The organism is Pseudomonas sp. RIT-PI-q, assembly GCF_001297125.1.
Classification (GTDB): Bacteria; Pseudomonadota; Gammaproteobacteria; order Pseudomonadales; family Pseudomonadaceae; genus Aquipseudomonas.
Window position 1 is genome coordinate 329,099 of sequence record NZ_LHPC01000034.1, and the last position, 14,754, is coordinate 343,852.

11 protein-coding genes and 1 pseudogene are annotated in these 14,754 nt (G+C 50.1%); all 12 read left to right on the forward strand.

Annotation, left to right across the window (positions count from 1 at the left end):
- Positions 1-45: 45 nt before the first annotated feature.
- Positions 46-255 (forward strand): annotated as a pseudogene (locus AEQ67_RS36760) (methyl-accepting chemotaxis protein); the annotation flags it as partial.
- A 42-nt stretch (positions 256-297) separates the two neighbouring features.
- Entirely contained in the window at positions 298-1,071 is a 774-nt protein-coding gene (locus AEQ67_RS36530) for a PDC sensor domain-containing protein (RefSeq protein WP_442965650.1), read from the forward strand.
- Between the two features lie 262 nt (positions 1,072-1,333).
- Positions 1,334-1,810: a helicase-related protein gene (locus AEQ67_RS18920; protein WP_059405343.1), complete on the forward strand. Its 477-nt coding sequence runs from the start codon at positions 1,334-1,336 to the stop codon at positions 1,808-1,810.
- A 1,428-nt stretch (positions 1,811-3,238) separates the two neighbouring features.
- Positions 3,239-4,021 carry a hypothetical protein gene (locus tag AEQ67_RS18925; RefSeq protein ID WP_059405344.1) on the forward strand — a complete coding sequence of 261 codons (783 nt, stop codon included), beginning with the start codon at positions 3,239-3,241 and terminating at the stop codon, positions 4,019-4,021.
- A 570-nt stretch (positions 4,022-4,591) separates the two neighbouring features.
- The gene (locus AEQ67_RS18930; RefSeq protein WP_059405345.1) at positions 4,592-6,028 is read left to right on the forward strand and encodes a hypothetical protein; all 1,437 of its coding nucleotides are present in this window, start codon (positions 4,592-4,594) and stop codon (positions 6,026-6,028) included.
- Positions 6,029-6,037: 9 nt separating this feature from the next.
- Positions 6,038-6,844, forward strand: a complete 807-nt coding sequence (locus AEQ67_RS18935; RefSeq protein ID WP_059405346.1) for a hypothetical protein — start codon at positions 6,038-6,040, stop codon at positions 6,842-6,844.
- Positions 6,845-8,386 carry a hypothetical protein gene (locus AEQ67_RS18940; RefSeq protein WP_059405347.1) on the forward strand — a complete coding sequence of 514 codons (1,542 nt, stop codon included), beginning with the start codon at positions 6,845-6,847 and terminating at the stop codon, positions 8,384-8,386.
- Positions 8,386-9,435, forward strand: a complete 1,050-nt coding sequence (locus tag AEQ67_RS18945; RefSeq protein WP_059405348.1) for a hypothetical protein — start codon at positions 8,386-8,388, stop codon at positions 9,433-9,435. Before AEQ67_RS18940 ends, AEQ67_RS18945 begins: the two co-directional genes overlap by 1 nt.
- Positions 9,436-9,704: 269 nt before the next feature.
- Positions 9,705-11,330, forward strand: a complete 1,626-nt coding sequence (locus AEQ67_RS18950) for a hypothetical protein (protein ID WP_059405349.1) — start codon at positions 9,705-9,707, stop codon at positions 11,328-11,330.
- Positions 11,331-11,596: 266 nt separating this feature from the next.
- Positions 11,597-12,613: a hypothetical protein gene (locus tag AEQ67_RS18955; RefSeq protein ID WP_059405350.1), complete on the forward strand. Its 1,017-nt coding sequence runs from the start codon at positions 11,597-11,599 to the stop codon at positions 12,611-12,613.
- Between the two features lie 438 nt (positions 12,614-13,051).
- Complete coding sequence (gene ccoN, locus AEQ67_RS18960) at positions 13,052-14,479, forward strand: cytochrome-c oxidase, cbb3-type subunit I (protein WP_059405397.1); 1,428 nt, start codon at positions 13,052-13,054, stop codon at positions 14,477-14,479.
- The gene (locus AEQ67_RS36285) at positions 14,479-14,700 is read left to right on the forward strand and encodes a hypothetical protein (protein ID WP_059405351.1); all 222 of its coding nucleotides are present in this window, start codon (positions 14,479-14,481) and stop codon (positions 14,698-14,700) included. Before ccoN ends, AEQ67_RS36285 begins: the two co-directional genes overlap by 1 nt.
- The last annotated feature ends 54 nt before the right edge of the window (positions 14,701-14,754 follow it).

Below are 14,754 nucleotides of genomic sequence, written 5' to 3' on the forward strand. Positions count from 1 at the left end.
CTGGATCAGGTCAAAGGGCTGATAGCTGCTTTGGATCAACGCTGGGGGGAAATTAATAAAGTAGCGGAAGTAATCCGGCAGATCGCGAGGAATACCAATTTGGTTGCGCTCAACGCTGCTATTGAAGCAGCTCGCGCCGGCGAGCATGGACGAGGGTTTGCGGTAGTCGCCGATGAGGTTCGTCGTTTATCCAGTCAGTCTGCGGAGGCTACTAGTCACATAGGTAAAGCTGTTGACGCTATCAAAAAGGAAAGTGAACAGGCGATGCTCGGAGTGCAACAAGCTGAATTGGTCAGCATGGTGGAGCAAGCTAAGGTGCTGCTTGCTCACGAGGCTCAGCATATGCAAAGCAAATTTACTGCAATGGTCATTACGTTGTATGGGCTGAAGCAGTTTATCGTCGGAATGAAGGCGAACGGTTTTGGTCCAGCTAGGGAGCAGGTCGATGCGGTGATGCAGCAGTATTTAACTGTCAATACTGATCTGCTTGCGATGGCCTGTGCATGTGAGCCTAATGCGCTGGATGAGCGCGACGCGGAATTTTCGGGGCTTGCAGGGTATGATGCTTCAGGTCGGCTGATGGCTTATTGGAATCGGGGGGGTGGTAGCACGCAACGCGAATGCTTAGTTGGCTACGAAGATGATTGGTATCAACTCCCTAAGCGTAAAGGGCAAGATGTTTTCATGGAGCCCTATGAGTACACGGTTGCCGGAAAGAGTATGTTGATAACTTCGTTTATGTCGCCGATGTATTTAGATAAGAAATTTCTTGGCATACTTGGGGCTGATTGTTCACTACGTCAGCTCCAAGAAAAATTAGCTGAAAATAAGCCCCTAGGGTACGGTTATTACTCTCTTTTGTCGAATCAGGCAGTGTATGTGACGCACCCTAATCCTGATCGGGTTGGGAGTAAAGCGAATGACTTGGCTGAAGACATACGCTCATCCATTCGTGCAGGCGTTCCGCTTTGTCGCCAACATGCAAATGGGCAGTTATGGCTGCTTCACCCTATTTTTGTTGGTGGTTGTGATGCACCCTGGTCGCTTTTAATGCATCTGCCTGCGCGTTAAATCATTATAGTAAGACTAAATTTACCCTTCAGCATTATTTGTTTATTTATCTAATAAATGTGGAAGGGTATGCTACGTCCATGTATTCATGCTTCTGTAAATGAAATTTTAATTGGGGCATGGATATTTGAGGCGCATCGCCTATCCAAATGGGGCAGCGATTTCCGACCAGATTATTTGTACGCCTCTCGATTCATCCGTGAGTACCATCGTGATCAGCCGATCTGGCCAATCGGGTGCTTCACAGTGACTGGCAAACCTGATGTGCTTGCTGAAATTCGGGATCATTTCAAAGAAAACCTTGTTCACCTTCAAGGGATACATCGGTACACACGAACGTAAAAATCTTCATTTTCAAGTTCTGCACGGCAGCAAAGCTGAAAAGCCAATGCGAACCCAACAACTACTCAAGAATAGCTTGACCAGTCGTGAGGGTGGTGCCGTGATCTTCGTGTCCAGCCGAAAGGGAGCGGAGGAGCTTTCTGAGTTTCTGGTCGGGCAGGGCTGGGCATGGAAGCACTTTCGTGCGGGGCTGCTTCCTGCAGAAAAGTCCGATATACATAACAACTTCATCAATGGGGTATGGCGCGTCATCGTCGCCACAGACGTCTTTGGTATGGGCGTCGATAAGCAGGACATCCGCCTGGTGATTCAGCGACTGCCTGAAAAAGATTTGTCTGCGCAAGCGCGGCGTGCTGAAGCTTACCCAAGAAACAATCGCCTTTGCGTTGGACGATAGGGTTAACCAGGGGGCTGTCGGTCTCTTCATGAATCGGCGGACAGCGTTAAGTCTTGAGACGGCAGCCGTGTTTGCCCGTTAACCCGTTAGCCCAAGTTGCCGGTATCTGAATTCAGTCCAATCCTTGCAGACCAGATAAAAACGAAGAGTTTTTCACTAAGCCCATCTTAGGATTGCGGCTCGGTAAAAGACGCAGTGTCGAGTATTTCTTCAGCATACATTTCCTCTCCCGCCGAGGATTAGTTTGACTGCACCAAAAACGATAAAGACGCTTTTACCCCTGATAATAAAACTAGAGCTATTGCCCGCGACCGCCATGTAAATTCATGCGCTGAGGTAATAGGTGCGCTTGCATTCAAGAACGCATGGTTGCGAATGACGGGGGCGAATCAAAAAAGCCTCTAACTAGTCATGGCCTCCGACCATAGCATGTGGCTGACGATTAGCGACCACGACGCCTTTTGGTGGACGAGTCGCAAGTCGAAACGGCGGTGGTCATATCTACGTTATGGCCAGTGCCGACAAAGGAATGAGCGTAAAGCGACTAGTCAAGGCACCTTCAAGTGGATGGATAATTCGGAGCGACCAGGAGGATAAAGTCGGTTCCCAGATCAGGAGTTGCCTGCCAGCGAGGTCAGCGAACACCGGATTGTTGCCTTGTGGTGTGGCGGGGCGGGGCGGGGCGGGGATTTGTGGCACTCCTTCGTTTTGGAAACAACGTAACTCACCCCTCTCTGAGTGTTTATTTCAGGGCCTTCAATGTGACGTTCAAAAGTCATCTATCAGTCCTGCCCACTGATATTCGACAAGAGACTCAATGTCCAACGCTGCAAGAAGTAGCGCAGTAGCGCCGGTTTCGTCAGTGATCGGGTCGTGGCAAGGTCAAAAATCAAAAGACAAGGAGTTACTGAGATGCGGCGGTCTGATCTTCACGACGTTGCCCGGTGACAAGCCTTTGTAAGTAGGGTCGCCGATGGGTAATTTAAATTAACTATTGCTGTTGCTGCCTCGTTGTCTCCATTTGCATACTAGGGTTACTGCAAAAAGGGACAAAATATGAAAGCTAACGAGCTTCGTGAAATGAATTCATTTTTGAGGAAAAACTGCGGGTGGGAGGTAGAAACTGGCATTGTGAGCGCAGATGTCTCTGAGTTTTTAAGGGTATACCGCTTGGTGAAAGTAGGTAGAAAAACAGTGTCCAGAGTCCTGATAGGTGCCATGCCTCAAGGAACGCCGCTGGGGTCTCTCGCTTGTAGTGCGTCGCTGTGTAAGCATTATTACCAGCTGGGTTTACAGGAATCAGTGCGGTTAAAATGAGTGGCTACCAGAAAGTCGAATAAAAAACCATCATCTCAAGGTGTGGGGGAACGGCTGTTGATTTTGTGTCGTTGAGATATCAAGCTCTCTCTTTCCAAAGAGGGAACTCCGATGCGCTACGCGGTACACCCATTCAATAAAGCTGCCATTTCTCCATTGATATATGAAGCCGAATTTGGCAAGCGAATAGATGAAAATGGAAATAAGCGCAAGCGTGTTGATGCTCTTTGTCCTGCGTGTGATAAAGGGCTTCACCTAGTCGGAGATTTAGACCCCAAGGTTGATACAATTTTCAGTCATTATCCCAGTTCTGGTTTCTGCCCTATTAAAGAGTCGGGGAAGCACAAATACCGTATTTTACCTGAGGCGGACGCAGACCCGGATCGCGCCCGTCAGCTTAAAAAGGCATTTTTTGATAACTGGAGGTTTCATTGGAACCGCTTTCGGCAGTATGTAGGCCATGCCGATATTGAGGATTTCATCGCGCTTATTGAGTATGCCGATAAGAGAAATGTGTGGCATTATCGTCATTTGGAAGAGCATGAAGTCATCATAGTTTTTCTGGTAATCAAAGACTTCAAGCCGGTACTTACCCATGAAGGAAAGGTCTTACGTAAGCATTGGGTTCGCTTTTGGTTTGACTCTGCCGTTCGCAGTCTTGATGATTTTTGGCATCTGACTGAGGCCAATAAGGTGATGCTGAAGGCTTCTTACAAAGTGCCGGAAGGGGAGAAGTTGAGTCCAGACTACCTTACGAATTTTCAAGTGGTAGAAGTGGATTTAACTTATCTTAGTGATCCCGACGAAGGTGGGGGTACGGTACCTAATTATATTGAACTAAAAATGAAAAAAACCGTTAAAAAACATATGAAAAAAATGCAACTTTCTGCCTGAAAAATATTTAAAGGGGGCTCTGCTCTTTCTCAGTTTTATGCTTGGGTGCCTTCCCTTGGGTGCTTTTGGCAACCTTTTCCCATGCAGGGTAATCCACACACCTGCATGGGTTTTTTTTTGAAAAAACAGTCTGTCGGTGCTTTTAGACGTCCAGTCGTCATAGCTTTCCTCCATGAGTCCGGGGGTTCAAATCGACGACGCGTCAACATTTTCAATCCGATTATCTGATCTGTATTTTAAGTTTATTTTCAATCTGATCTGGCAGTTTTTCGTTAATCTGCTCGTGTGGTCGAAGCTAAAAAACTAGTTGGTGTCATTTTTTTTTAGAACCCTAGCGCGCCCTTTGCAGGGCTGAGTATTTGGCGATGAGCGGAGGCTTTTGGCTACTTGCTTATGAGCACCGATAAAGTCATCATTTCGCCACTTTAGTGGCAGTTTGATGTCGACGCGCTTTTGGGGTCGAGCGTCTCGAACCAAATCTAGTCAGTGAACGTGCTTAATGAATGTTGAGCCGTAAGCATCCAGACAAAACCAAAGATCGTTTAAAAACAATAAGTTATGGAAATTTTGATGTCGGTTTGGAAGAGTATTCTCACGGGTTTCAGCGCGCTATTTTCAACTCAGGATTCGGAGCATAGCGAACCACTGCTTCCGAAAATCGACCCTGAAAAGCTCAAAAAAGAGCTCAGAATTTTGGAGATCGCCCAATCCCATGGTGCTGCGGGCATTCCCGCCTCCAATGACACTCAAATGACGGATGTGGAACACCAGATTCGAGGCACCCTCGGCAAAAAGCGCGAGGCCACGGTTAAATATGGCCAGCAGGTCATCACCCAAATTCAGCATCGCATGGACTCGATCGACATCACCCGTGAAATAAATCGCACCATTCAGCAAGGTGAAGAGTTTGAGCGTACCGCTGACCAGATTCTCTCGGCGCACGATGGACGCCGAAAAGAAGCTGAACGTGAAGCGAAGTCGAAGAAAGTGCTACTTGACGCGTTTCGCACTGCAAACGAGCTACCAGATACTCCAGCCGAAAGGATCAACTCGGACGGTAAACTTTTCAAGAAAGCGATGTTGGCTGCGTGCTGTGTAGCGGAAGGATTTGTTAACGCCAACTTTTTCGCCTCTGGTATGGCGGGCGGTTTGGTCGATGGGTTCTTTTTGGCCTTCACGTTGTCGCTAGCCAACATCCTCGTGTGTTTCGCGGCTGGCCGTCTTTACACGAATAAGAACCACGTCAAAGCCAATCGGGCAGTGTTCGGCTATCTTTCAGGTCTAATCGGATTGTGCTTCACCTTCGTGCTAGCCGTCGGCGTCGCCTATTGCCGGTACACCCTACCTCTACTTGAAGACGGTACGCAGAGTCCAATTGCGCTTATCACGCAAAGCTTCCGAGCCCACATCATCCCATTTCAAGATTTTGAATCTTGTGCCCTGTTTACAGTGACGATCATCTGCGGCATCTTCGCGATGTACGAGGGTTACATCTTTACCGATCGTTATCCAGGCTATGCCAAAGTCTATTGCGCTTACGCTGAGTCGCACCGCCGGTACGTCGCTCTCGTCGCCAGCCTTCGAAAAAGCCTCGAAGATCAAAAAGCTCGAACTCTACAGCTCATAGATGAAAACGTTAAAAAAGCGGAAGGGGACGTCAAGGTCTTCAGATACAACATGGGTCAAAAGTCGATCATCAAGAAGAAGGTGACTGAGACATTGGTGATGGCGGACGAGACGTTGAAGGCATTGACTCAGTGTTACCGATATGAAAACCGGTTAAAGCGTCCTCAGGGTTCTCCTAGGCCGGACTATTTTGATCAGCCTATCGAATTTCCCGATCTGGAAATGCCGGACTTCGCCATCGATCACGACGAGGCGCGCCTGCTTGTACAGGAAAGGCTGTTGAGCGACATGATCGAAAAAATCGAGCCCATTCGCGCGCGCGTCCAGTCGTCTTTCACCTCGAAATTTGATCAGCTGCAACCTCTGCAGAGCTCGATGTAAGGAAACCCAATGTCACTCTACGAAGAAGAGCGCAGTAACGGGAAGCGCCTGGGGGCCTTTCTCTTGTTCGCCCTGGCTGTAGGCGCGGCGGGTTGGTTCGGCTATGCCGCCTATACCAAAGAAACCGTTGATAGGACCACGCTGTGTCCGAGCAAAGGGGCTCGTGGGCAGTACGTGGTGCTAATCGACAACACCTCACCGTTCCCCTTCACACAAAAAGCCGCATTGTCACAACGCCTTAAAAATATGGTGTTGAACGAAATACCTGAAGGCTACCTGCTGACAGTCTTTCTACTGGGCGAGGACTACAAGGTCAACGGAAGTCCGATTTTCGAGAAATGCAATCCCGGCCAGTGGGGCGAGGATAAGAAGTACACATCCTCGAAAAAATTCGTCACGCATGATTTCAATGAAAAGTTTGCCAATCCTCTTGACGCTGTCGTGCACAAGATTTCGCTTGAAGAACGAAGTAAAAACTCACCCATCTTCGAAATCCTTCAATTGGCCGGCATCAACGGTTTTCAGCACGGGAATGTTCAGGGAGACAAAAAATTGATTGTCTACTCCGACATGATGGCCAATATGTCCCAGTTCAGCATGTATAAAGGTGTTTTGCCCACATACGCTGAATTCAGCAAAACACCCTACGGTCACCTTTCCGTCGCACCGGCTCTTGGGGGCGCGACCGTAACGATCAACCTGCTCGCTGCCGACCAGAAAACAGTTCCTTATCGCAAACTCACTCAATTCTGGGCTGAGTATTTCGAAGCCAATGGAGCTTCGCTCCAAACGGTCGAACCTATGGAGGGACTCTAAATGGGTTCGCAGCTATTCAAGAAGGTCAAGACCTACTTCATTATCGCAGTGGCGCTCAAGATTGTATTGGCATCAGCGAGCCTGATAGCGGCCGATCCTTTCTTGCTTGGATTCGTGCTGCCGTTATTGGTAATGCTTGCGTATTGGGCTATCGGTTTCCGCGTCCGAGATAAATGGAACACACAGCTCACTCTCGCCAAATTTGCGGACTCTGTGTACTACCTGGGTTTCCTGTTCACCGTAGGCAGCATCATCATTTGCCTGCTCGATATCAATTCGATTGGTGACAGCCTCAACGGCATGGCCGTACGGTTCGGCGCGGCCATGGTAAGCACTGCGATTGGCATGCTTGCAAGGGTACTGCACACCGGCTTCAAGGTGGACACTAACGATGCGGTGAAAAGTGTCGAAGAGCGCGCGATTCATTCGGCTGAAAACCTGTCCATCGCTTTTGATGCTGCCAGTCAGCAGCTTGAAGTTTTCAGGGATCAAGTCATGGCTGCTTCCAAAGAAGCGGTACAGAACGTACATGAACAGATCACTGCCATTTCCAAGCACAGCATCGATACGATGGATGCGTTTTTTGCCAACGCAACCACGAAAAGTAATGAGGCTTTTGAGCGCATCCTCACACAAGCCACCGACGCGAGCACGGACTTGCTCAGTACCATCAACGGGCTTGCGGACAAAAGTGAGCTAACACTCACCCGCATGGAAAATCACGCCCTCGATTTCGGCCAAAAAGCGCAGGAGCGGCTCGAGCACACTCTATTCCCGGACGATCTGTTTGCACAAAAGCTCAAGCCGGCTATTGATGCACTGTCCGGTACGACTGATAACCTCAACGAAGGCGTCTCAACACTGGCTTTGGACGTCAAGACGTCTGCACGCATGGTGGGCACCGCAATTCGTAGTTTGAACACCAAAACTCAGTCGATTGAGCAAACCGTCGATGCAGTAGGCTCAATTGTACAGAGTCAGGATCGTCTGGTTGAGGCGATGAAATCGCAGAGCCAAGAAGTGATGGAGCGGTTGGAGCGTACCCAGAAAGAGTTCCTGGACTCGCTGGATGATCAGCGCGAAGAGTTCATGGAGGATATGAAGGCCAATCAACAAGTGACCGCTAGGATCATCGAGAAGCTTGACGAGTTGAGTACCCTGGTTCGAGACAATAGTACGTTGGAGCGTATCACTCAGGAGGTCACCGGCACGCTGAATAACATCAACGAATCGTGCATCAAAAGTAATGAAGTCTTCGCTGACAGTTTGCGCTCGACACTGATGCCACTGGTAGAGGCGGTTGTGGCCAGTAATGATGTGCATAAGACGCTAGCTGCCAGCGTTGAATCGAGCAGCCGCAGCTTCGAGACAAATCATTCTCAATTGCTGGATGAGCTGATGGGCAAGATTGACCTCATCAGCAAGCCTGAGATGCAAACGCTGGCCGTTAGTGACGTAGGATCAGCGCCATCACTCGAATCAATTGCTGATGCGACGCTGGCTCGTGAAAGTGTGCCTGCAATTGATGTGAGAACTGCCTGATGAGCTCCAAGAATGATCAGGTATTTCAACTGTCGCTAACGGAAATCTGGATCATCCTATGTTTCATCCTGTTGCTCCTCATGGGTTACAAGGTGTGGGAGCTCACCCATAGAAACAAAGAGATGGAGGATAAGATTGCTACCTTCCAGGACTTTGATGAGCGTGAGCGCGCAATCAAGTCGGCGAGCGATGAGCTCAAGACCCGAATGGCCGCCCTTGGCGTAAAAAATCCAGACGACATCATTTCAAAACTCGTTGATGCTTCCAAGGCAAAAGATGAGGCTGGACGTCTCAAAGTACTTCTCACTCAGAAAGATGAGCAGCTCACTGCGCTAGCTGCAATCGATAAAGCTCTGCAGAGCGCAGGCAGTACGAACAAGGGTGAGGACGCCAAGCGCCTGATCCTCGAAACGATGATGTCCTATGACCAACTCAAAAAGCTGGTAGTCGATCCCGACGAAGCCAAGGACGCCCAACCGACAGACGTCATCAAGCGTTTTGGCGCTCTTAAAGCGACCGAAGAGCTGTTGAAAGCCGCATTAGGGCAAAAAGGCATCCCAACGTCGGAACAAGTTTCAGAAATCGTCAAGAACGCTGAAGCGTATGCTCAAGCTGAGAAGCAAGGCACGAATCCAACTACGCTGCAGAAAACCAACAGTGATTTGAAAGGACAGGTTCAGTTTCTGCAGAACAGGCTAAATAAGGGGAAGGGGGGAGATCTTCCACCTTGTTGGGCGAATGAACTGGGTAAGCCAGAGATGTTCCTCACTGTGTATCTGAAAGAGGATTCAGTGACCTTCGAACCCGCCTGGCCGGCAACGCGAAAGGCTGATGCCGAAGCGCTTCCAAATTTTTCCGCGTTGATGGCAAACACCACTCGGTCATATGAGGATTTTCTTCGAGCAGCACGTCCCATCTCCATTTTAGGCAACCAGCGAGAATGTAAATATTACGTGCGGTTGGAGAGCCAGATACAGGGCGCGGTGTTGTCAGATCGGCGGCGATTAATGATCGAAACGCTGTTCTACAAGGTTGAAGTCCGACGCTAGGCCCACATCGGCGTGTGGCCAGGCCACTGACCCGTTTTTCTTGCTGGTTTTGCAAAGGCCAAACGCAGTCCTTAAGATTTATGATCTCGGCCCAAGTCTGTTAACTAAGCTTGGCTAAGCATTTTTAGTATGGAGCTGCGTTATCGATTGATTTGTTACCACTGAGTTGACGCCAGTCGGCTCAGGCTCAAGCGCTAGTTAACGCGATGAAAGATTAAGATTTTTCGACGCGTTTACGCACCCTCCATGACCTCAGGGATGAACTCTTTTTGATCAGAAAATACGCCACCCTTTTCCTGGCAGCCTGTGTGATCTCCGCTCCTGCCTACAGTGCCTCCAAGTTTGGTATAGAGGAGCTGGTCAGCTCGCTCGGAGAACCTGCCATGTGGAGGGCTCTAGGCACCATCAAACCAGGTACGGAAGATGGAGTGCCCCACGATATTTACCGCAACAGCGCTGTGATTGCTGCCGTGGTTCAAAGCACTGGAGTGGACGTTCCATTTGTTAAGCTGACCAACGATCCGTCAGCAGCCGCCAAAGCATTTGTTGACTACATAACTCGAGTTGAGCAGGACAAGCGCTTCAGCGCATCTGATGAGTCCTGTGGCATCGGTGTTAGTCATCTTTACGCGATCATCTTTGGGCAGCTGTTAACCAACAGAGGCCCACAATGGGTCAAGCCAGGCATCACCGGCGAAGAAGCTCAAGCGATGAGCAAAAACGCACTTGATTGTACTCGAATGACTCAGAGCACACTCGCCAAACTGTGTGATGGATGGAAATTTCGAAAACTCAATTCGGCGTTCAATGCAGTCATCAAAAGAGCGGACGGTGAGATGCCCTACCTGTTGGGTGGCCCGCTGCGAAAGAACCAGGCTGCTGACAATAAGCGCAAACAAGCTTCCGATGCGGTAGCGGAGCGCAGCAAGCAGGATGACGAGGCCCGTCTACGAGGGGTGGAAATGGTAGGCGCCTTGAAGGGGGTTTTGCCTGCAGTTGTCCAAGACCCTTTCGCTCCCTGTATCAGCATTGCAAACGACTCCGGGACAATTTTAAAAGATCAATGCATAGGCCACGTCATGGACTCGGTCAGGCAGGAACACGATCTTTTATTCAAAGCAGCGTTGCAGGGCATTTCGCCTGATCGTGCAGAGGCGCTCAAGGAGCAAGAGGGGGCTCTGAGCAATGCCGATTACAGAGAGTGCTATCAACCGGAGCAGTATCGGCTTGCAAAAGACGACGGTAGTGGCCCAAGAACCAATGAAGCCGCTAAAGAAGTGTTCGCTCGTTGCCATCTCGTGCGACTGAAGCTGCGTGATTCTGCGATACGGACATCACCACCATTGACCGATGTTCAGTTAGCCACGCAGAAGCTTAATCATGCGAATGACATAGGGCGCAACTTCCACCGATTGGACGCCATGCCAGCCGACACCAAGCAGGAATATCTCACCTCGCTGAATGAGTCATCTGCACTCGGAAACATGAGGGCTAAATTGCTCATGGCGCAGATCAAGTCTCAGAATCTTGAGGATATTCAATCCCTGGTTGAGGCCGAGCACCTGCTGAATCAAATAGACAAAGCCCAGGCCTCCACGCCTGAAAGCACTACGGTGCGCGAAAATATCTCTTATCCTTTGCATGCCTGGCGATTAGCCAATAGCCCGGAGCAGAAACGCAAGGATCTGCGTTCTTCGTTCGGCACGGGCTCTGATGATGCACAACGGGCCGCGCTCGCCATGGATCAAATGTCTAGAAATGGTGGCAGGTGCGATACGTTGGTGGTGCAAGCCTTCAATTATGCGATGGATAGCCGCTTGCCAGAGAACGTGAAAATAACGGTGATCACCGGAACGCTTCTGGAAAGCGCCGCCCGGATCTCATGCATTCGTTGAGTCATCGTCCTTGGCTTGCGAGCCGTACGGGTACTGGCAGACAGCTCTTTCACTGTAAGCATCTCTTCCCCGTGCGGCGCATCGAGGTTCACTATGCTACGACCCGATTTTTCGGGTTCACGTTCACTGGGGTGGGCTCCTGATCGCGCCCAAGAGTTCCCTCGTCTTTTCAAAAGGGATCGGAGGAGCGTTTGTGCAGATTACCAAACCTCACTCTTACCTCCTGTCGAGCATCCAGCAATCCATTGTCCAGTAAGGGAATACGTATGCGCCCATTTGAAGGTTTGCTTAGCACCTCTTTGGTAACACCGTCTCACGACATGGATCTGAACAAGCTTACTGCTGATCAAACTGATACTTTCATACGAGCCACCAAATTAATAAGCACAGCGTACCGCAAAAAAAACCTGCTTATTACATATAGAGGTGATGGTTACGCAAATCTTGCTTCTGCTCTTAATGTGCCGACGGACGAACAGGGTCTCGTTTACCAGCAAGTTTTCTATTTTGGTAACAAAGCGAAGCATTATTTAGAGCGACAAGACCAACTCTCCCGCCGCCCACACCTCACTTCAATTGAGGATGTGAACGATGCGACCTTTGATTTTGTATTCGATAAGATCGCTGAAATTTCTCGGAACGCTGACATCGATCGCGAACGGTTTTGGCGACAAAATATTGGTTTTTATCAGTTTTTTACTCGGCCTTCCAATAAAGAGTACTTTGTCACAAAGGTGAAAAACGAGCCTCAAGTGGTCAAGGCGATGGTGCGCGATTACTACCTTTTCCTACTGCACACTGCCGGTAGACGAGGGGTGACGAAAGAATCTTTTTTGGTGTCAACCTCAGTTTCGTGGGAGGCGGCGGCCAAATTCAACAATAAAAATGATGCTCGTAAAGTCATTTATTTTTACTTTATTCCAACCCCATTTGATAAATATTGTGTCACCGCAAATGTAGAAGACGACCTTTATCCTGTTATACGAAATTTAGGGTTGCCAAGCTACACAAGGGGGAGTGGTCTTTTTTATTGGCAACGTGAGGTAGCGGTTCGTGGCGGATTGTTGCCACATTTTATACTGGGCATTCATAGAGTCGATCTCGATCAATTTGTGGTGAATCCGCACCTTCTGAACATGTCACGTGAAAAACTGCCTTTTATCATTGAGCGTGGCATTGAAGTTAATCAAAACGACTTTGATGAGCGAATTAAAGAAACGAGTTATCAACGATTTTCAAGCTTGGAAGGAGAGCAGTTTTATGGGTTTGAAATCGACGAATGATGCGGCGAAAACTGAAGTCATCATCTGAAGAGCGAGACCTGTAGCACGTCGTTTGCGTGGCTAGCCCAGCATGCTTGTAACCTTCTTCTTCGCGCCGCCTTGTTGAAAGGCCTCGCTCCGAGAAATTTCCTTAACACTGTTCCATAGAATGAGTCCATTCAGCTTTATGTTCAGGGTTTCTGAGCTGACCGTTCAACGTAATTTTGCTGGATGTACCCCTTGAATCGGTGGGAGAGGACGACCCTACCCCTTTTTTAATGCTGATATGAAGCGAGGCTCAACGGGTCTCGATGGGGGGCTACGAAACGCAGCTATCCAATCTGCACCGCATAAATGAGAGTTGCCTGAACCTGTTTTGTTTGTGCCCGGATTTCTAAAGTGCACCAAACGCCAAACCAGATGGTGTGGCGACACTTTGCAATCGTGGACGCATTGACCATGAACACAACAACTATCGGACACGCCTACAACTACAAGGTCGTGCGCCAATTCATCGTGGCGACCGTATTCTGGGGCGTCGTGGGAATGGCTATGGGCGTGTGGATCGCCTCGCAACTGGTGTGGCCCGAGATGAACCTCGATCTGCCTTGGACAACGTTCGGCCGCTTACGCCCGCTCCACACCAGCCTCGTCATTTTCGGGTTCGCCGGCAGCGCGCAATTTGCCGCCAGTTACTATGCAGTGCAACGCACCTGTCAGGTACGACTGTACTCGGACAAGCTGGCCGCATTCACTTTCTGGGCCTGGCAGTCGGTGATTGTGATCATGCTGATCACTCTGCCTCTTGGCTACACCACCACCAAGGAATATGCCGAGATCGAGTTCTCCGGTGCGGTGTGGATGGCTGTGGTTTGGGTGGCTTACGGCATCGTCTTTTTCACCACCGTTGTACAGCGCAAGACCAAGCACATTTACGTCGGTAACTGGTTCTTCGGTGCCTTCATTGTGGTGATCGCAATGCTACACGTGGTCAACCATGTGGCGATTCCGGTGGACTGGTTCAAATCCTATCCGGTGTATTCGGGGGCCACCGACGCCATGGTTCAGTGGTGGTACGGGCACAACGCCGTGGGCTTTTTCCTGACCACCGGTTTCCTTGGAATGATGTATTACTTCATTCCGAAGCAGGCGATGCGTCCGGTGTATTCCTATCGCCTGTCGATCGTGCATTTCTGGGCACTGATTACCCTGTACATGTGGGCTGGCCCTCACCATTTGCACTACACCGCGCTGCCAGACTGGGCGCAATCACTGGGTATGGCCATGTCGCTGATCCTGCTGGCGCCGAGCTGGGGTGGGATGATCAATGGCATGATGACGCTGTCAGGCGCCTGGCATAAGTTACGCACTGACCCTATCTTGCGCTTTCTCGTGTTGTCCCTGGCTTTCTATGGGATGTCGACGTTCGAGGGGCCGATGATGGCCATCAAGACGGTGAACGCACTGTCACACTACACCGATTGGACTATCGGTCACGTGCATGCCGGAGCGCTCGGTTGGGTGGCGATGATTTCTTTTGGCGCGGTTTACCACATGGTGCCGAAAGTTTTTGGTCGGGAGCAGATGTACAGCATCGCCCTGATCAACCTGCATTTCTGGTTGGCGACCATCGGCACCGTGTTGTACATCGCCGCGTTGTGGGTCAACGGCATCACCCAGGGTTTGATGTGGCGCGCAATCAACGAAGACGGCACGCTGACTTACTCGTTCACCGAGGCCTTGCAGGCAAGCCATCCGGGGTGGGTAGTGCGGTTTGTGGGCGGAGTGTTCTTCCTTAGCGGGATGCTGCTGATGGCCTACAACGTTTGGCGCACGGTGCGTGTTGCCGATGTGACAATGGCCGAGCGTGAGGCGCAAATTGCCTGATGATCGAGATCGCACTGGATATTCTCGGCGTCGTTATTCTTTGGCTTAGCGTTGAGTACTGCCTTAAGGGTTCCACGTCGGAAAGTCTCGACGAGGCAAGCTTGATCCCCTTCGCAGACGATCCGGAGGTCGCAAGGCGAGTAGAGGCTGCCACTGGAAAGTCCGTAAACGCGGTGGCGCCAGAAGAACCCAAGCCGGGGTGGATAAATTTGGATATGTGAGAAAGGGCTGCCGAGGCCAACACTCGGCTAGCCCGAATTCGGCCGGCCGCGTCG